Origin of the sequence: Planktosalinus lacus (genome assembly GCF_014640155.1) — a bacterium.
Classification (GTDB): Bacteria; Bacteroidota; Bacteroidia; order Flavobacteriales; family Flavobacteriaceae; genus Planktosalinus; species Planktosalinus lacus.
The window spans coordinates 25,096-44,938 of record NZ_BMGK01000002.1; the positions used below are offsets into that span (position 1 = coordinate 25,096).

At 38.2% G+C, this 19,843-nt stretch carries 16 protein-coding genes; 4 read left to right on the top strand and 12 right to left on the bottom strand.

Annotated elements, in window-relative coordinates; all coding sequences use genetic code 11:
• Positions 1 to 31 precede the first annotated feature (31 nt).
• Together IEV69_RS02285 and trxA are read right to left on the bottom strand one after the other, a co-directional pair.
• Positions 32 to 628 carry a Crp/Fnr family transcriptional regulator gene (locus IEV69_RS02285; RefSeq protein ID WP_188439072.1) on the bottom strand — a complete coding sequence of 199 codons (597 nt, stop codon included), beginning with the start codon at positions 626 to 628 and terminating at the stop codon, positions 32 to 34.
• The gene (gene trxA, locus IEV69_RS02290) at positions 625 to 927 is read right to left on the bottom strand and encodes a thioredoxin (protein ID WP_188439074.1); all 303 of its coding nucleotides are present in this window, start codon (positions 925 to 927) and stop codon (positions 625 to 627) included. The genes IEV69_RS02285 and trxA overlap by 4 nt, the downstream gene beginning before the upstream one ends.
• Before the next feature lie 95 nt (positions 928 to 1,022).
• Between trxA and IEV69_RS02295 the strand changes: the two genes are divergently transcribed.
• Positions 1,023 to 2,693: an RluA family pseudouridine synthase gene (locus IEV69_RS02295; RefSeq protein WP_188439076.1), complete on the top strand. Its 1,671-nt coding sequence runs from the start codon at positions 1,023 to 1,025 to the stop codon at positions 2,691 to 2,693.
• Between the two features lie 6 nt (positions 2,694 to 2,699).
• Here the strand turns inward: IEV69_RS02295 and IEV69_RS02300 are convergent, their stop codons facing one another.
• The 9 genes from IEV69_RS02300 to IEV69_RS02340 all read right to left on the bottom strand — a co-directional run bounded on the left by IEV69_RS02300 (position 2,700) and on the right by IEV69_RS02340 (position 12,534).
• Positions 2,700 to 3,965 carry an acetyl-CoA hydrolase/transferase family protein gene (locus tag IEV69_RS02300; RefSeq protein ID WP_188439078.1) on the bottom strand — a complete coding sequence of 422 codons (1,266 nt, stop codon included), beginning with the start codon at positions 3,963 to 3,965 and terminating at the stop codon, positions 2,700 to 2,702.
• Between the two features lie 37 nt (positions 3,966 to 4,002).
• Positions 4,003 to 4,707: a sulfite exporter TauE/SafE family protein gene (locus IEV69_RS02305; protein ID WP_188439080.1), complete on the bottom strand. Its 705-nt coding sequence runs from the start codon at positions 4,705 to 4,707 to the stop codon at positions 4,003 to 4,005.
• Positions 4,708 to 4,709: 2 nt separating this feature from the next.
• The gene (locus tag IEV69_RS02310) at positions 4,710 to 5,156 is read right to left on the bottom strand and encodes a FixH family protein (RefSeq protein WP_188439082.1); all 447 of its coding nucleotides are present in this window, start codon (positions 5,154 to 5,156) and stop codon (positions 4,710 to 4,712) included.
• A 51-nt stretch (positions 5,157 to 5,207) separates the two neighbouring features.
• Positions 5,208 to 6,623: a cytochrome c oxidase accessory protein CcoG gene (ccoG, locus tag IEV69_RS02315; protein WP_188439084.1), complete on the bottom strand. Its 1,416-nt coding sequence runs from the start codon at positions 6,621 to 6,623 to the stop codon at positions 5,208 to 5,210.
• Positions 6,624 to 6,644: 21 nt separating this feature from the next.
• A complete protein-coding gene (locus IEV69_RS02320) occupies positions 6,645 to 7,610 on the bottom strand; it encodes a cbb3-type cytochrome c oxidase N-terminal domain-containing protein (RefSeq protein ID WP_188439086.1) in 966 nt (321 codons plus the stop codon).
• Positions 7,607 to 7,801 carry a CcoQ/FixQ family Cbb3-type cytochrome c oxidase assembly chaperone gene (locus IEV69_RS02325; protein WP_188439087.1) on the bottom strand — a complete coding sequence of 65 codons (195 nt, stop codon included), beginning with the start codon at positions 7,799 to 7,801 and terminating at the stop codon, positions 7,607 to 7,609. The genes IEV69_RS02320 and IEV69_RS02325 overlap by 4 nt, the downstream gene beginning before the upstream one ends.
• 6 nt (positions 7,802 to 7,807) lie before the next feature.
• Entirely contained in the window at positions 7,808 to 10,012 is a 2,205-nt protein-coding gene (gene ccoN, locus IEV69_RS02330; RefSeq protein ID WP_188439089.1) for a cytochrome-c oxidase, cbb3-type subunit I, read from the bottom strand.
• 2 nt (positions 10,013 to 10,014) lie between these two features.
• The gene (ccoS, locus tag IEV69_RS02335) at positions 10,015 to 10,242 is read right to left on the bottom strand and encodes a cbb3-type cytochrome oxidase assembly protein CcoS (protein ID WP_188439091.1); all 228 of its coding nucleotides are present in this window, start codon (positions 10,240 to 10,242) and stop codon (positions 10,015 to 10,017) included.
• 195 nt (positions 10,243 to 10,437) lie between these two features.
• Positions 10,438 to 12,534, bottom strand: coding sequence for a M1 family metallopeptidase (locus tag IEV69_RS02340; protein WP_188439093.1), 2,097 nt, complete (start codon positions 12,532 to 12,534; stop codon positions 10,438 to 10,440).
• A 92-nt stretch (positions 12,535 to 12,626) separates the two neighbouring features.
• Between IEV69_RS02340 and recG the strand changes: the two genes are divergently transcribed.
• The 3 genes from recG to pheT all read left to right on the top strand — a co-directional run bounded on the left by recG (position 12,627) and on the right by pheT (position 19,139).
• Positions 12,627 to 14,732, top strand: a complete 2,106-nt coding sequence (gene recG, locus IEV69_RS02345) for an ATP-dependent DNA helicase RecG (protein ID WP_188439095.1) — start codon at positions 12,627 to 12,629, stop codon at positions 14,730 to 14,732.
• Between the two features lie 26 nt (positions 14,733 to 14,758).
• A complete protein-coding gene (locus IEV69_RS02350) occupies positions 14,759 to 16,627 on the top strand; it encodes a TIGR00341 family protein (protein WP_188439097.1) in 1,869 nt (622 codons plus the stop codon).
• An 85-nt stretch (positions 16,628 to 16,712) separates the two neighbouring features.
• Positions 16,713 to 19,139, top strand: a complete 2,427-nt coding sequence (gene pheT, locus IEV69_RS02355) for a phenylalanine--tRNA ligase subunit beta (protein ID WP_188439099.1) — start codon at positions 16,713 to 16,715, stop codon at positions 19,137 to 19,139.
• Between the two features lie 59 nt (positions 19,140 to 19,198).
• Here the strand turns inward: pheT and IEV69_RS02360 are convergent, their stop codons facing one another.
• Complete coding sequence (locus tag IEV69_RS02360) at positions 19,199 to 19,771, bottom strand: fasciclin domain-containing protein (protein ID WP_188439101.1); 573 nt, start codon at positions 19,769 to 19,771, stop codon at positions 19,199 to 19,201.
• Positions 19,772 to 19,843 lie beyond the last annotated feature (72 nt).

Sequence of the window (19,843 nt, forward strand, 5' to 3'; positions counted from 1 at the left end):
GTTTCTATTTATGACCTGAGTCATAACCCGGCTAGCGGAATAATTTTCTGTTTATTATTTTGAGTTCCCCCTTTTTTTCCAGTGACTTGGTAGCCCTGATTACTGTTTCAACCCTTAAACCGGTCAAATCTGCAATTTGCTGACGCGTGATATCCACCTGAAAAGAAAACGGAGTATCGAGATGGTGGACATACTTCTTGAGGTAATCGAGTATTCTTAAAATGCGGTGTTCCGGTTCTTGGGAGGAAAGTTCAGTCGCCATGATGGCTTTGTAATACAGTCGGCTGGCAAGCGCTTTTGTAATTGAGAGATGTTCATCAGGATGTGCTTTGAGCAATTCCAGGAAATTGTCTTTTGAAACCCTTAAAACCTCAGCATCTGAAAGCGCCTCAGCATGTGCAGGATATTTCACATCTGCAAACAAAGGAGGTTCACCAAAACTTTGCCCTTTAAAGAAAATGCCCTGGATAAACTCTTTTCCGTCATCGTTGAAGTTGTTCATTTTCACTTCACCGCTCAGGATTTGAAAATAACACAAGGCCGGTTGCCCTTCAGAAAAGATTTGATCTCCTTTTAAAAAAGTTAACTTCTCTGCTTCAAATTTATATAAAATGTCCTCTGCAATCATTTACTATGCTGTTGGATAATTTGTATCAACTCGTGTTTTTGCAATACCCCCGATTGCCGCCACAATTGTTTTCCATCTCTGAACAATATCATAGTGGGTACTCCCCTAACCTGATACTGAGCCGCCAGTGGCTGATTTTTATCGACATCGATTTTAACAATTTTAATGGCTTCTCCCAGTTCTGATTTCACGTCAGTTAAGATGGGTGCTAACATTTTACAAGGTCCACACCAGGTGGCAAAAAAGTCAACCAAAACAGGTTTCTCATCCTTGATTATCTCACTAAATTTTGATTTCATATCGTTACATTTTTCTTCCTCTACACAAAGATACAACTCCCTTTTAAAACGCATCAGGAAGTCTTAAAAATACACAAAAAAACTATCTTTGCAGCATGAAAGAAACGGCATTCCAAACTTTTAAAAAACCAATTGCAGGCATTCCCATTCCTGAAAAATTCACCTTCCCTTTTTATTATACACCACACCCCTTGTCAAAGATTGCAGCCGAGGAACTTCAGGATTATTTGAGCCTTCAAAAAGAGTTTCAACACAACTTTGGTTTAAACCCAAATGAGCGGGGACCCGCAATAGGAAAAATGTTTGGGGTCTTGGTTTGTCAAAACAATGAAGGAGTGTTGGGCTATTTATGGGCCTTTTCAGGGAAACTGGCCGATGCCAACCATCACCAAAGATTTGTGCCTCCGGTGTTTGATATGCTGACAGAAACAGGTTTTTTTAAACTGGAAGAAGAAGTGCTCAATCAATATAACCGCGAAATTGAACAGCTTGAGCACTCTGCAGCCTACCTTCAGGCGTTGGAAAACAAAGAAAATGTAACCCTGGATGCTGAAAAGGATCTGGAGAAACAAAAAAAACGCATCAGGAAACTTAAAAAAGAGCGTGACCTTAAAAGAGCTGAAGCCAACACTGCACTCAATCAAACTGACTTGGATACACTGGAAACTCAGTTGAGTGAGGAAAGCAAAAAAGAGAGTATTTTGTTGAAGAAAATGACTAAGTACTGGAAGTTTCAAATAGAAGCCGCCTCAAAAACACTTGATGCTTTTAGATTGCATATTAAAGATCTTAAAGAAAAGAGAAAAAAGAAATCTGCCGCCCTGCAGCAAAAGCTTTTTGATAACTACAAGTTTTTAAACCAACAAGGCACATTGAAAAGTATTGGTGAGATTTTTGACGACAATCCGCCTGCCGGAGCCGGCGAATGTGCTGCTCCCAAGTTGCTGCACTACGCCTTTAAACATGGACTAAAACCAATTGCCATGGCTGAGTTTTGGTGGGGTGAGTCACCCAAATCTGAAGTGCGCAAACACAAACAATTCTATCCGGCTTGTAAAAGCAAATGTGAACCTATCTTGATGACCCACATGCTGGATGGGCTTAACCTGGAAGCCAATCCATTTCACTCCAATCCCGCTAAAGGCAAGGACTTGAAAATTGTGTTTGAAGACGCTTCTATAGTTGTCATCAACAAACCCGCAGAGTTTTTAACAGTTCCGGGGAAACTTTTATACGATTCGGTTTATACCCGGGTTAAAGCCCTTTACCCCAAAGCCACCGGTCCTTTAATTGTCCACCGATTGGATATGTCAACTTCAGGGTTGCTGTTGATTGCCAAAGATGAAGAGACCTATAAAAATCTACAGAAACAGTTTATTAAACGAACAGTTGAAAAAAGATATGTAGCGCTGCTGGATGGAATTCCAGAACAAACAGAAGGCTTGATAGATTTACCGTTACGTGTGGATCTGGATGACCGCCCCAGGCAGTTGGTTTGTTATGAACACGGTAAAAACGCACAAACCCGTTGGGAAGTACTCTCTACAAACAACAATCAGACACGGGTTTATTTCTATCCCATTACAGGGCGCACCCATCAATTGCGTGTACATGCAGCACATCAATTGGGTTTAAATACACCCATTGTTGGGGATGATCTTTACGGTAGTAAAGCAAACCGGCTTCACCTGCACGCTGAAAGTATCACTTTTTCACACCCCCAAACCGGGTTGTTATTTACAATTACTGAAGAAGCACCCTTTTAAATACTTTTAATTAAAACGATCATAAGCTGCTTTCTCCAACGCTTCACGGTGGTCAGGGTGTGCCAGTGAAATCAATGCTTTAGCACGCTGTTTTAGGTTTTTACCATACAGGTCAACCACACCATATTCGGTAGCAATATAATGCACGTGGGCTCTGGTAGTTGTTACCCCGGCTCCCTCTTTTAAGAAAGGAACAATTTTAGAAATTCCTTTATGTGTGATTGATGGCATGGCAATAATTGGTTTTCCGCCTTCTGAAAGGGCTGCACCTCTAATGAAATCCATCTGACCACCTACTCCGCTGTATTGCATTTTTCCAATAGTGTCTGCACAAACCTGGCCCGTGATATCAATTTCAATCGCGCTGTTAATGGCCGTTACTTTAGGGTTTCTTCTAATAATAGCCGTGTCGTTAGTATAAGCAGCTTCCTTGAAATGCACGATGGGGTTATCGTCCATAAAATCATAGAGCTTTTGAGAGCCAATGGCAAAACAGGTGACGAGTTTCCCTCTTTTAATCACTTTATCTTCACCGGTAATCACCCCTGATTCAATGAGTGGAAGCACTCCGTCTGAAAACATTTCGGTATGGATCCCCAGGCGTTTGTGATTGGTAAGGTTTGACAGCACCACATTTGGAATACCTCCAATGCCCATTTGCAAAGTTGCTCCGTCTTCCACAAGCTGCGCTACATGGTAACCAATTTGTTTTTCAATTTCGGTGGGTTCAGAGGTCTCTACGCTGTGAATGGGTTCATCGACCCACACTGCAGCATTGATATTGTTTTTATGGATAATTCCATCGCCGTGTGTTCGCGGTACTTTAGGATTTACCTGAGCAATGACAATTTTTGCTGTTTGTATTGCAGTGATTGTAACATCAATTGAAGTCCCCAGCGAGCAATAGCCATGCTTATCAGGTGGTGAAACCTGAATAAGTGCTACATCGAGTGGTAGAATATTGCGTTTGAATAACAAGTGTAATTCACTTAAAAATATGGGCGTATAGTCTCCGCGTCTGGTGTTAATGGCTTTTCTGACATTGCCTGCCACAAAACAACTGTTGGTAGTAAATGCGTCACTGTATGGTTCACGGGTATACATAGCGTCACCTTCGGTGTGCATTTGAACGATTTCTATATTTTGAAGGTTTTTATAGTTTTCACATAAGGTATTGATAAGGAATTTAGGTGTCATAGCAGCCCCTTGAAAAAACACTCTGTTGTTTGATTTCACTAAGGATACGGCTTCTTCAGCTGAGATATAATTCATTGTATTGTTAATTTTAAGTTGTTAGGTAAATTTTGATTTAAACGTGGCATTCAATTTTTGCGTCTACTTGTTGTGTCATTGGTTTTGGTGAGACGTAAGGAATTCCCAGTCCCATTCCCCGTAAGATAAATAAAATTCCGATAATGACCACGAAAACCGGAATTGCTTTACGGATTTTCTGGCGGTTGATGCCTTTTAAATATGAACTGGCGTAAATGGATATTGTCATCAGAGGAATGGTTCCCAATCCAAAAAACAACATATACAAGCTGCTTTGAGTTAATGAACCTGCTGCTATCGCTGCAAAAACGGCTATATAAACCAATCCGCAAGGTAAAAAGCCATTTAAAAAACCAATGGTAAGAAATGTGTCGGCCGTTTTCTTCTTAAAAGAAGCGCCCATCTTTTGTTTCAGTTTATTGACAAACCGGTAAAAGAATTGAGAAACCCGGGTGTTTTGAAACGGTTTGAGTGGCAGCACCACTACAAGTATCATTAAAACCCCCACTGCAATGGAAAGTTGTTGCTGCAGTCCAAAAAGTGAAAAGCTTTTGCCAAGCAGACCAAACACGAGGCCAATGAGCGCATAGGCGGTCAGCCTTCCTAAATGATAACTGCTTGTTTGAACAATTTTTTTTACCGGCTTTTTATGATCAACCGGAAGCATAAAAGCAATGGGGCCACACATACCCACACAGTGTAAACTTCCAAAAAGTCCCAATAAAAAGGCCGAGAGTAACATGGTTAAAAGTTGATTTTTTCTTTTGCTATATAGGCTTTGCCTTCCATTTCCCAGTAAAGACTTATATCCCAACGACCCTGAACCAACTCACTTTCAGGAATAAGCATTTGATGATTTGAAAGTTGTAGTTCTTTTTCAAAATCAAAGGCTTTATTGTTTACCCTGTAGAAGGAAACACTCCCGTTTTGAATGTTTGCACTCCAGGCTTCAGGAATGTTTATAAGCACTCCATTGGCTGCTTTTTCTATGCTTACTTTTTCAGTTAGCTGCGCTGCATTGTTACGGGCATCCAATTCATCCTGAAAACCGATTTCCTGCTTGTAATAATCTTCAATTACCAGGTCATGTTCAAATTCTTTACTTGTGGTCATTGTAATTACAAAATACAAAATGAATGCTATAAACAATGCAATTGCAATAACGATACCTGTACCCCAGTTTATTTTCATGATGAAGAGTTCTTTTTGATGCTTATGAATATTATTCTAAATGTATTGAACTTAATTAAAACTTCGTGGCCCCAGGAAGTTTGTACTGGTGGTTTCAATGAGTTGTCCGTTACTGTAAACTCCAATTTCTACCTTGTTTTTATGCCCTTGAAGTGCAGCGCGATTTAATTCTATAAATAAAGACCCTTCTACCAGGTCTTGCGGCGGAACTACAACTTCATTTTGCGCAACAAATTTGATTGTGCCTTTATGTGAAAGTAATTTTAATTCAATGTCTGAATATTCATTACTGGTTTTATTGATCAGTTTATAAGTATACACATTACTAACCATATTGTCTTCTTTTAACTCATACAATTGCCCGGGTAAGCGCAGTACTACGGCCTCTACATCACTTCGCAAGAACAACATTCCAATCAATACCCCAATCAGGATAACCAAAACGGCCACATAACCTTTCATACGCGGAGTAAATTCAAAAGGTTTTTTCTTAACGATATTCTCTTCGCTGGCATAGCGTATCAATCCTTTTGGGTAATTTACAGATTCCATGATACTATCGCAAGCATCCATACAGGCGGTACAGTTAACACACTCCAGCTGGGTGCCATTTCTGATATCAATCCCTGTGGGACAAACGTGTACACATTGAAAGCAATCTATACAATCGCCGTGACCCAGGGCTTGTCTGTCTTCGTTTTTACGGAATTTCTTTCTGCCTTCTTCGCCTTCACCCCGTTTGTGATCATAGGCTACGACAATTGATTTGGTGTCCAGCAACACCCCTTGCAAGCGCCCATATGGACAAGCAATAATGCATACCTGCTCCCGAAACCACGCAAAAATAAAGTAGAACACTCCTGTGAAAATCAGTAAACCTATAAAGGTACTCAGGTGCTCAAGCGGTCCTTCTATTATGTAAAGCAATAAACGATCACTTCCTATTAAATAGGCCAGAAACACATTTGCAATGATGAATGATATGATAAAAAATATAATCCATTTCAATAAACGCTTTCTGATTTTCTCAGCATTCCAAGGCATTTTAGCCAGGCGAATTTGTTTTCCCCTATCACCTTCAATGGCATATTCAATACGCCTGAAAACCATCTCCATAAATATCGTTTGCGGACAAATCCATCCACAAAATATCCTTCCGAAAGCAACGGTAAAAAGTGTGATAAAAACCACTCCAATAATCATGGAAAGGACAAATAGATAAAAGTCCTGTGGCCAGAAGGGGAAACCAAATACATTGAACTTCCGCTCCAGAATATTGAATAACAAAAACTGATTGCCTCCCACTTTAATGAATGGAGACGCAATGAAAAATATCAGTAAAAAGTAGCTAACATATTTTCTGTATTCATAGAACTTTCCACTGGGCTTTTTGGGGAAAAGCCACTTTCGTTTACCTTCTTCATCAATGGTATTGATGGAGTCGCGAAAGTTTTCTTGATTTTCCATAACGTTTTGAGGCTTTCGGGTTTATTGTTCTATTTCAACGTCGTCTTCCAGTTGTTCTTCTGTAAGCTCGGTTTGTTCAACCTTATCAGCCGCTTCTTCCAGTTTTTCCGGCGCTTTTTCTACATACAAATCACCTTCAGCTTCTTTAGCGTCGGGAGGGTTGGTGCCCTGGAAGGTTTTGATATAACTTGCCACCTGTGCTATTTGAAGTGGTTTTAAATCATTTTTCCAGGCAATCATTCCTTTTCCGGGACGACCCCCTTCAGAAATAACTTCATACATATTACTCAAACTACCACCTGCAATCCAATAATCATCTGTCAGGTTTGGACCAATTCCTCCTCCACCATCGGCTCTGTGACAGGCCACACAGTTGGTTTCGAAAATGGCTTTACCGGCTTTTAAATCTTCAGCATCGGTAAGTAACTCCACCGTACTGGCATCTACCAGACCCTTTGCAGTTTTACGATATTCTTCAATTTCTTTCTCTGCTACCGCCAGCTCTCGCTGATATTCTTCTTCTTGGGTTGGTCCATCAAAAACGTGGTAACGCACCATATAAACTACCGCAAAAATTATGGTCGCATAAAAACCATATAACCACCAGGGGGGCAGGTTGTTATCCAACTCTTTAATGCCGTCATAGTTATGATCAAGGATGATTTCAGCTTCTGTTTTGGCTTTTTTCTTTCCAACCAGTTTTCTATAAATAGTGTAAACCCAAGCAAATCTATTTGCTTCAGCTACAGCTTCTTTTTCTAAATAACGTGATTGTGCTTCTGCGTCCAGCGAGTGAAACAAAATGCGTTGCAATGAATTAACACTTATTTCAATTGCAACCATAAAGAGTATGATGGCAATCCAGACCAAAATTAAAATTGGGGTTTCCATGAGTGCCCACTGTCCCTCTGTTCCTGAAATTGCTTCAATCAAAAACAAAGAAAGGGTCGCGATGATTAAAATTCTAAAAACTGCTATTGATTTCATTGGTTCGTGGTGTTTTCGTCCTCTTCATTTTCCAGAGGAATGTTACTTACTTGATCGATATAATTCTTTTTTGCGGTAAAAACCCAAATAAAAAGGATTGCAAAAAAGATGAAAAAAATGAGTAGTGAGATAATGGGATACACTTCTATCCCATCAATCGATTCCATATGTCCTTTGATATACTTTAACATAATAACTTAGTTTTCAGTGTTTGTAACTTCTTCTCCACCTGACACTTTAATATCGGTTCCCAAGCGTTGCAGATATGCGATTACTGCAACTACTTCTCGGTTTTTCATTTCTGTAAACTCAATCCCGTTTTCCTGAGCATATTGTTTTTCAGCTTCATATACCCGTGCAAATTCTGGGTCGCTGTAAAGGTTTTCTTCAATTTGCGTTCCCTGCTCAAGCATCCATTCCTGAGCACGTGCAATTTGTTCCTCGGTATAAGGTACGCCCAGATTTACCATTACCTCCATTTTTCGCTCAGTTTTTGACTTATCAAGTTCGTTATTGATCAGCCACTTATAGCTTGGCATAATGGAGCCCGGCGAAGTACTTTGAGGGTCATAGAAGTGGTTGAAATGCCAGCTGTCTGAATATTTTCCACCCACGCGCAACAGGTCAGGACCTGTGCGTTTACTTCCCCAAAGGAAGGGGTGGTCATACACAAACTCTCCTGCTTTTGCATATTCGCCATTGTAGCGTTCAGTTTCACTTCTGAAAGGACGCACCATTTGGGAGTGACATCCCACACAACCTTCACGGATATATAAATCCCGTCCTTCTAACTCAAGCGGCGTATACGGTTCTACACTGGTAATTGTAGGTATGTTTGATTTCACCACCAGGGTAGGAACAATCTGGACAATTCCTCCAATCAAAATGGCAACAGTAGCAAGGATTGTTAATTGTACCGGTCTTCTTTCCAGCCAGGTGTGGTATGCTTCACCGGCAACACGTTTTTTAGTCACTCTTTCAAGGGCAATCGCTTCAGCAAGCTCATCTGCTACCGGAGTTCCTTGTCTTACAGTCTTCACGATATTGTAGAGCATAATGAATACCCCTAGGATGTATAAGCTTCCACCTATAGCACGCATCCAGTACATAGGCATAATTTCAACTACAGTTTCCATAAAGTTTCCATACACCAATGTCCCGTCCGGGTTGAATTGTTTCCACATAGAAGCCTGGACAAAACCGGCTACATACATTGGCAAGGTATAAATGATGATTCCAAGAGTACCAATCCAGAAGTGGAAATTAGCCAGACCGACAGAAAAGAGTTTGGTTTTAAATATTTTAGGTATCAACCAGTAAATCATACCGAAAGTCAGGAAGCCATTCCACGCAAGTGCACCCACGTGAACGTGTGCAATGATCCAGTCAGTAAAGTGGGCAATTGCATTCACATTCTTGAGGGACAACATAGGCCCTTCAAAAGTAGCCATACCATAACCGGTGATGGCAACCACCATGAATTTCAATGTTGGGTCTGTGCGTACTTTATCCCAGGCACCCCTTAAAGTGAGTAAACCGTTAATCATACCACCCCAGGATGGGGCTAAGAGCATGATTGAAAACGCAACTCCTAAACTTTGAGCCCAGGCAGGCAATGATGTATATAGAAGGTGGTGAGGACCTGCCCAGATATAAATGAAAATTAAAGACCAAAAGTGAACAATCGATAAACGATAGGAATACACCGGCCTGTTGGCAATTTTAGGCACGTAATAGTACATCAACCCTAAAAAGGGTGTGGTTAAGAAAAAGGCAACCGCATTATGACCATACCACCATTGTACCAAGGCATCCTGCACACCGGCATAGACTGAGTAACTTTTTAAACCATCTACTGGCAGTGCTAAACTGTTAAAGATATGAAGTACAGCCACCGTTACAAAAGTTGCCAGATAAAACCAAATAGCTACATACAGGTGGCGTTGTCTTCTGCGAAGGATGGTTCCAATCATATTGATTCCAAATGCAACCCAAACTACAGCAATTGCAATATCAATAGGCCATTCCAGTTCTGCATATTCTTTAGAAGAAGTATAACCTAAGGGCAACGTGATTGCGGCCGCCACAATAATAAATTGCCAACCCCAAAAGTTTATGTTACTGAGCCAATCACTGAACATTCTGGCTTTGAGAAGACGTTGCAAAGAATAATAAACTCCCGCAAAAATAGCATTCCCCACAAATGCAAAAATCACTGCATTGGTGTGCAATGGACGCAAGCGACCAAAGCTCAGCCAGGAAATACCATCGGTCATGTTTGGAAACATAAACATAAATGCCAGTAAGAGCCCTACTGACATTCCCACCACTCCCCATAATAGCGTGGCATAAATAAACTTCTTTACGATTTTATTATCGTAATAAAATTGCTGTAATTCCATAATTAGAAATCTGATTTATTAGTTGTTGATTTATTTTTAGTAGAAGTATTCTGGTGTTCTTTTTTTTCATCTGAAGGTTTGTCCTTAACTACCTCATCTTCAAAAAGCATACGCACTGAAGGGGTGTAAGTATCATCATATTGACCTTTTTTTAAACTATAAATGAAAATTGCGAAGAAAACAATAGCGACTAGAGTACTGATAATCAAGGTCAAGTAAATAACGTTCATCTGGTATAAGTTTCTTTCAAAAGTAATTGTACTCCATTCTTCAAAAAATGACAATTGTCATACTTCTTTAAAAATAACAATGCATTTATCTGAAACTTAAAAATACAAAAATTCAATGCTGACTAAAGAAGAACTCCTTTCAAGATTTAAAAAGTTTTCAAAAGCTGTTAACAAAAGCTGATTTTCTTTGCTTGATTATTTGTCTAAAAAAGTGTTCAAAAATTGAAGTTGATCAGTGGGAAGTTCTTTTCTTAAAGAAAGCAATTGCGCACTAACTTCTTCATTTTCTTTCAACAAGACACTTAACAGTTCACGGCTACTGCTTCTAAAACGCCAGTTGGGATGTACACACGCATCCAACAAATACATCAGATTTTGATTGGTAAAACCATCAAAACTATAGAGGTATTGAAATGCCAGTTGCCTTATTTCAAAACTGTATTTTGGAGCTGCATAACTGCTTAATTCATTAAAAAAATCTTGTTTTAAATGATTTTGATAACCCTCAGTTGCCAATGCTAATGTAAGCCATAACTGTCTTAAATTTTTATCCTGAAACCCAACAAGATCTATAGTTGCATCAAGATATTTTGGACGATCTTCTGGAAAATTAAGCCAAAGGTGATACAAGGCGGCTTCCTGTGTTACATAAGAAGTATCAGAAAGTAAAGACTCATAATTGGATTTTAAATGCTCAGGAATTTTGTCAAGACTTAAAGCAATGGCTTGTCGCACCAAAATTGATTCACTTTCAAAAGCTTTTAAATACAATGGGCTACTATGCTCAACAGACTCTTCAGATAGCTGAAAAACCACTGCTTGTCCTAAATAATCATTTACCGGTGGCTTCAACAGTGCATTGAAAATGGATTGTTTTTCTGATAAAGGCCTTTTTGCAATGGCTGACAAGTTCAAATATTGTTCAATAAATGGTGACTTCCTTAACGAATTTAGGGCTTGTGAAGCTTTAAACGCCGATTGGTTCAACCAGTCTTCCCGAAACCAATCTAGCTCATCATCAGTAATGGCCTCAATTTCATACAAAAAATCATCAGTGTTTGCTGAATTGAATTGATGTCGTGTTAAATAGTTTTGAACAGCTTGCCTAAATATCAACTCACCCACTCGCTCTCTAAGTATGTGCAATGCCCAGGCTCCTTTTTGGTAATAGGTCAATGAACTCGCACCTTTTTTTAATAGCGGCTCCCCTTTTCCTTCATCACTCAAACTAATCAACTGTTCAGCAGATTCATAGAGCTTCCAGTAATAATAATCATCACCAAAAATTTTACGTTCTGCAAGCAAGGCATAAAAAGTTGCAAATCCTTCTTGCAGCCAGTGGTGTTCCCCACTTTTTGCCGTAACTAAGTTTCCAAACCACTGATGTGCAAGTTCGTGCGCATTTACATTTACATAATTGCGATCTACAAAACCAATGGAATCTACCACAAAAGCTTCCGAAAAAATGGTCAGGCTTGTGTTTTCCATTCCGGCATAAAGAAAATCCCTTACGGGGACCTGTTTGTAGTTTTCCCATGGATAGTCTACACCAATTTCAGTTTCAAAAAAATCAAACATTTCACGAGTGTGCCGATACGTAGCAGCAATGTTTCCTTTGTCTTCCGGGTTAATATAATATTCCAACGGAATTCCTGAAGAAGATGTTTCTGAATACTTTTCAAATCTACCCATAACCAAAGCAAGCAAATAACTGCTCATTGGTTTTTTCATTTGGTAACTCCACAGCTTTGTTTCGTTGTTAATATGTTCCTCCTGCACACAAACTCCATTGGCTAAAACTGTAAATTGTGCAGGAGCTTTGATATGCAGGTTAAAAATAATTTTATCATTCACATCGTCAATGGAAGGAAGCCAATGTGAAGTTTCCTTTCCCTGACCCTGAGTCCATATTTGATCTTCAAAAAAATACATAGCTTGCCCGGGCTTAGCCTCATAGCTTATTGAAACCTGATATTCCTTTCCCGGTTTAAAAGAATCAATCAACCAGATTTTATCAACTGTTTGTTTTATTTTTATAGGAGAATTGGAAGTGCTTTGCTGTTCTAACTGAATGTTTTTTGCATCAAGATAAACTGAATCTGTTTTTTTAAGTAGTTGAAATCTGTAATGTGCTGTTGCAACAATCTTTTTCTCTGATGGAAACAGTTCAATATCACCGGTGATTTGCTTAAAATCCACCACTTCCAACTGCTGCGCATCACCCAATTGGCAGTAGATCAAACTGATAAATAGAACTAAAAGCCGAAATGAAGGAACCTCAAATAAAATCATAAAACAAAATAACTATTTTTTATTGATTGAATTAAGAAACATTAATTGAATTTTCTCTTTTAGGTTCCTTTCGAAAGAATTAATTTAGTAGAATGAATGCAACCTTTCTTCAAACCCCCATCGATTATCTTAAGGGAGTGGGTCCCAATCGGGCTGATTTACTCAGGAAAGAAATAGGCATTCATACTTACCAGGATCTACTTCATTTTTTTCCAAACAGATATATTGACAAAACCCGGTATTACAAAATCAATGAACTGCAACAAAGCAATGCCGAGGTTCAGATAATCGGAAAAATAATTCATATCAAAACCGTTGAACAAAAAAAAGGGAAGCGATTGGTCGCCTCGTTTACAGATGGCACCGGAACAATGGAACTGGTTTGGTTTAGGGGGCACAAATGGATTAAGGAAAATCTCAAGATCAATGAACCCTATGTCATTTTTGGAAAGATAAACTGGTATAACGGAACTTTTTCGTTACCACATCCGGAAATGGAACTTTTAAGTGAGCACGAAAATGGATTGCGCAGTGCCATGCAACCGGTGTATCCTTCTACTGAAAAATTAACTAACAGCGGTATTTCAAATAGAACTATCAATAAACTGATGCAACAGTTGTTTTTGGAATCTAAGAACAAATTTTCAGAAACACTTTCAAAAAACATCATTGAGGAACTCAAACTACTTCCTAAAAATGAGGCTCTTTTTAATATCCATTTTCCGAAAAGTCAGGAGCTTTTAGTGAAAGCTCAATACCGCCTAAAATTTGAAGAATTTTTTTATATCCAATTACAATTAATTCGAAAAAACTTAATCCATAAATACAAAATTAAAGGCTATCCTTTTGAGAAAGTAGGTCCCCTTTTTAATGACTTTTACAAATCACATTTACCCTTTGAATTGACCGATGCCCAAAAACGAGTGATCAAAGAAATCAGAAATGATTTGGGCAGCAATGCTCAAATGAACCGCTTGTTACAAGGTGATGTGGGTTCAGGTAAGACCATTGTTGCGCTAATGTCAATGTTAATAGCACTTGACAACGGTTTTCAAGCCTGTTTAATGGCTCCGACTGAAATTTTGTCAGTCCAACACTACAACAGTTTATTTGAACTATGTAAAAATCTAAATATCAGTATTTTATTACTCACAGGTTCAACTAAAACTTCAGAAAGAAAAGAAATTCATGAAAAACTTGAAAATGGGAATTTAAACATCCTAATTGGCACTCATGCACTCATTGAAGACAAGGTGAAATTTAAAAATTTAGGGTTAGCAATCATCGATGAGCAACACAGATTTGGAGTGGAGCAACGTGCAAAAATGTGGAAAAAAAATGAGTTGCCACCACATATTTTGGTGATGACGGCCACCCCTATTCCACGCACACTTGCCATGAGTGTATATGGCGATCTTGATATTTCGGTTATTGATGAATTACCCCCCGGAAGGAAAGAGGTGAAAACTGTTCATCGCTATGATTCAAACCGGTTGAAAGTTTTCAAGTTCATTAGGGACGAGATTGCCAAAGGAAGACAAATTTATATTGTATATCCACTTATTCAGGAAAGTGAAAAAATGGATTATAAAGACCTGATGGATGGATATGAAAGTATCGTTAGAGAGTTCCCTTTACCAAACTATCAAATCTCTATAGTTCACGGTCAGATGAAAGCGGCCGATAAAGAATATGAAATGCAACGATTTGTTAAGGGAGAAACACAAATCATGGTTGCAACCACCGTGATTGAAGTGGGAGTCAATATACCCAATGCCAGTGTTATGATCATTGAAAGCGCAGAGCGTTTTGGACTATCTCAACTACATCAATTAAGAGGTCGTGTGGGTAGAGGTGCTGAACAAAGCTATTGTATATTGATGACTTCATTTAAACTCTCCAAAGAAGCCAAAACACGCCTGGAAACAATGGTGCGCACCAATGACGGCTTTGAAATTGCTGAAGTAGATTTAAAACTAAGAGGTCCTGGTGATATTATGGGTACACAACAAAGTGGTGTTTTACAGCTTAAAATTGCTGATATTGTAAAAGATGGTGATGTGCTAAAGATAGCACGGAGTTATGCTTGGCAAGTCCTTAAATCTGATCCTTCTCTACAACTTCCTCAACATGCCCCAATTAAAAATACTTACACACAATTAACACGTTATAAAAATATTTGGAATTATATTTCTTAAACCACTAACTTTACCAAAAACAGTACATGTACTACCTCCTTTATCAGAACGATGATCTCGACAATGTAGAAAGTGACATTCTACCTCTTTTGAAGAATGTTAATTATGAAAAAATGCTGTATGAAGAGAAAGCTAAATTAAACTTTTCTGAAAATGATGTGATTCTCACTTATTTAAGTGATGACGTTTTACAAGAGTTTTTATCTGAAGTAACCAATGGTAAATGGCAACTGGGTGTGCTCCCCCATCCAAAAATGAACTATATAGCTTTGGGATTGGGCATTCCGGGAAATTTAGAAGAAGTTGTTAGTGAAATTATCGAGAGTGAAACTACCCATCAGGTAGATTTAATGTATTGTAATGATAAGCTGGTATTTCAGTCAGTCAATGTTGGTGAAGTATTTGAACTCGTTGATGATGGAAAAAGGAAAGGATTCTTTGGGCAGCTATTTCGTTTCTTAAAACAAATTAGAAAATTACGGGACATAAAGCACAGACCATTCACTATTTTTATTGATGACGATAAAATAATTGAAACCTCCGCAATGGGTTTAATTGCTGTTGAACACTCTAACAGTTCTCTACTTGCCAAAAAATCTGTAAAAACAAATATCAGTAACGATGGTTTGTTGCATTTGCTCATTCTTTCGCCCCAATACATTTGGCAATTGGTTTGGTACTTTTTAAAAAGTGTATTACCAGATTTTTTAGTTTCCAAAAATCGTCCGGCTTTTATTGGTCTAATGAAAATTCCCTCCGCTGTTATAAAAAGTACTTCTAAAATCGAGTACACTATCGACGGTGAAAAGTATGAAGCTGATGAGCTCAAATTTAGAGTAGATTTTCAGTGCTTAACTATGGCACACCCCATGCGAACAGAAGAAGTTGAAACAGAAAATCCGCAAAAAAAATCATTGCTCATCTCAAATCTTCCCAAAGGTGAAAAGAGAAATGAGTTGATTAAAAGAAGACTACCTTGGCTCAGAAGAGCCACTTATGAAGAGTTTAAGGAACTTTTTGTGGTACTCAAAGAGAATGCGAAACTCACCAATGCCTATTTGGTAATGATGGTTCTTTCAACACTTATAACCGCTTTTGGATTGTATGCAGACTCAGCTCCTGTCATTATTGGTGCGATGATTTTGGCCCCATTAATCTCTCCTATAGTCTCATTTTCAATGGGTCTCATCCGGTATGACGTGGTTCTCCTTAAAACAAGTTTTAAAACTATCATTTTTGGGACTCTTGCTTCCCTGATTTTTGCAGCCTTTGTCAGCTTAATAATCCCATTAAAAATAGTTACTTCAGAAATTGATGCACGTTTAACCCCCAGTTTACTTGACCTGGGTATTGCTGTGGCCTCAGGTATTGCAGCTGCGTTTGCACATGCAAAAGAAGGAATTGCTAAAAGTCTTGCAGGAGTTGCTATTGCGGTTGCACTGGTTCCACCATTGGTTGTTTCAGGAATTGGTATTGGCTGGTTAGACTGGAATGTATTTTCAGGAGCGTTTTTACTTTATTTAACCAACCTAGCCGGTATCATCATGTTTGGAGGCCTTACCTTTTTAATTTTAGGTTTTGCACCCTTTAAAACTGCCAAAAGAGGACTTATATATTCACTATTAATTGTTTTGGCTGTTTGCGTCCCACTTACATTTTCATTTTACAGAATTAAGCAGGAAGCAGAAATAACGCGCGCTCTGGAAGGAACCCAATTTGATGAAATCACCTTAAAAGATGTTAGGGTTCGTTATGGTGATATTCCCACCGTATCATTAAAAATTATTGCACCCAAAACCCTGCCAGATGTAAAGCTTGAGGAAATTAAAACTCAAATTGAAGAGAAAATCAATCAAAAAATCAACATTGAAATTATAACCGCTATTCAGTTTTAATAACTCCTTTATTTTGAGAGTTGAAAACTTTACTAAACCCAAGGGGTTTGTTATCTTTGCCCCTATTATTTTTTTAAGAATCACTATGAAAATTTCATACAACTGGCTTAAACAATTTATAAACATTGATTGGAATGCAGAAAAGACAGGTGCACTTTTAACTGACCTGGGATTGGAGGTTGAAGGAATTTCAACTTTTGAATCAGTTAAAGGAGGTTTAAAAGGCATTGTTGTGGGTGAAGTACTTACTTGTGAAAAACATCCCAATGCTGACAGGCTAAAAATCACTACTATCAACATTGGCAAGGATCAACCATTGCATATAGTTTGTGGAGCACCCAATGTTGACACCGGTCAAAAAGTGCCTGTAGCTATCATCGGAACAACTTTATATACTCCTGAAGGTGAAGCCTGGGAAATCAAAAAAGGCAAAATAAGAGGTCAGGTTAGTGAAGGCATGATATGTGCTGAAGATGAAATTGGCTTGGGAGAAAGTCACGACGGCATTATGGTTCTTGATTCAAAATTTAAACCCGGAACTCCTTTAACAGAGGTTTTTGAAATTGAAACCGATGAAGTATTTGAAATTGGCCTTACTCCCAATCGTGCAGATGCGATGAGTCACTGGGGTGCAGCAAGAGACTTGAGAGCCGGACTTTTACAACAAGGGAAACAATTGGAATTTATCACACCCTCCAATGTCAACTTCAGGGTTGATAACCGCACTCATAAAATCAATGTAGAAGTATTAAACAAGGAATTGGCACCAAGATATTGTGGAGTAACTATTTCAGGAATCAAAGTTGAGGAATCCCCTGCCTGGATACAAAATAGATTAAAAGCCATTGGTTTAAAACCAAAGAATAACATTGTTGACATTACGAACTATGTAATGCACGAATTAGGGCAACCACTTCACGCATTTGACAGCGGAAAAATTTCAGGTGAAAAAATTGAGGTCAAAACTGTTGAAGCAGGAACAAAATTTGTATCCCTTGATGAAGTTGAACGCGAACTCCATCAAGAAGACCTTATGATCTGTGATGCAGAAAAACCCTTGTGCATCGCAGGCGTTTTTGGTGGTGTTGAAAGTGGTGTTTCACTTAATACCACAAGTATTTTTCTGGAAAGTGCATACTTCAACCCTGTGAGTATCAGGAAAACAGCCAAAAGACACGGTCTGAATACTGACGCCTCTTTTAGATTTGAAAGGGGTATTGACCCAAACATAACTGAGTATGCGCTGATGAGAGCTGCTATTCTTATTAAAGAAATTGCTGGGGGAATGATAACAAGTGATGTAATAGATTTATATCCTAAAAAAATTGAAGATTTTCAGGTATTTCTTTCCTTTGAAAAAACGGCAAAATTGATAGGTGAAGAATTGCCTAAAGAAACCATTAAAAACATACTCACCTCCCTGGAAATTAAAATTAACAATGTAACCGAATCGGGCTTGGGACTCACTATTCCTGCATACAGAAATGATGTAACCAGAGAAGCAGATGTTGTAGAAGAAATTTTACGTGTTTATGGCTATAACAATATTAAGTTTACTGAAAAATTAAACGCGTCTATTTCAAAAACTTCAAAAGTTGAAGACTATCAAATCCAGAATAAATTAGCTTCGCAACTCAATGGACAAGGTTTTTATGAAATGATGGCCAATTCATTAACCTCCTCCAAACATTCCAAATTAAAGGATATTGTTGATGAGGAAACCACAGTTAAAATGCTCAATCCGCTGAGCCTCGATTTATCTGTGCTTCGCCAACATATGGTTATTTCAGCACTCGAAGCAATTGCTTACAACAATAACCGCAAGAGGCAAGACCTGCGATTTTTTGAATTTGGAAAAACATATCATAAAAAGCAAGACAAGTACATTGAAAATAAACACCTCACACTTACCATTTGCGGAAATCGCGAAACATCACATTGGAACACTCCCGACAGAAAAAGTGATTTTTTCTTTTTAAAAGGTACTGTGGAAGCTGTTTTGGAACGAATGTCTATTGCATTTAAAACTAATCCTACCCTGGAAAGCTCAATTTTTAGCGAAGGAATTTCCTATGAACATAATGGAAAAATTCTAGTATCCTTCGGTGTGATAAAAAAATCAATTACAAAACATTTTAATGTTGAACCGGAAGTGTTTTTTGCCGATTTTAATTGGGATTTAGTTTTAAAGCAATATAAAAACAATAAAATTCAACTCAAAGAAATTCCAAAATTCCCTGAAGTGATAAGAGATTTTGCTTTGCTATTGGATGATGCAGTAACTTTTGAAAGTATTTACTCCATTGCAGTTGCTGAAGAAAAAAAGCTTTTAAGAGATGTACAGTTGTTTGATGTTTATCTTGGAAAAAATCTTCCTAAAGGTAAAAAATCATATGCAGTGAGTTTTATTTTTAGAGATGATAAAAAAACACTCACAGATAAACAAATTGACAAAGTAATGAGTAAATTTCAGCAACAGTTTGAAAAACAACTGGGCGCTGAATTAAGATAAATAAAAAACGCTTTCATTTTGAAAGCGTTTTTTTTTGATACATACTAAATGCGCTCTCGTTACATCTTTGGTAAAACAACTGAGTCAATCACATGAATAACTCCATTAGATTGATTCACATCAGCGATGGTTACATAAGCTGTACCTCCATTTTCATCAACTAGTTGTACTTTGCCATCCTTTAATTTAGCCATAAGCTTTCCACCAGATACAGTACTGAAGGTAGCTGTGCCATTTGATTTTTCAATTGCTGCAATAACATCTGATGCGCTAAATTTTCCTGCAACAACATGATACGTCAATACCCCCTGTAAAGCGGCTTTGTTTTCAGGCTTTAACAAATTCTCAACAGTTCCATCAGGCAATGCTTCAAAAGCTTTGTTGACGGGAGCAAAAACGGTAAAAGGACCGGGCGACTGTAAGGTTTCTGCTAAATCTGCAGCTCTTACAGCAGCAACCAGAGTTGTATGATCTTTTGAATTTACAGCATTTTCAACAATGTTCTTAGAAGGATACATCGCTGCACCACCAACCATCTTAGTGTCTTTGCTACTTTTTTGAGCGAATACTGAAGTTCCTGCAATCAATGCAAATGTCAATACAAATGCACTTAATAAATTTTTCTTTTTCATAACATTTTTGTTTAATTGATTATTAATTTACTTACTCTATAAACGAAAATTAAATCGGTACGGTTTTATTTG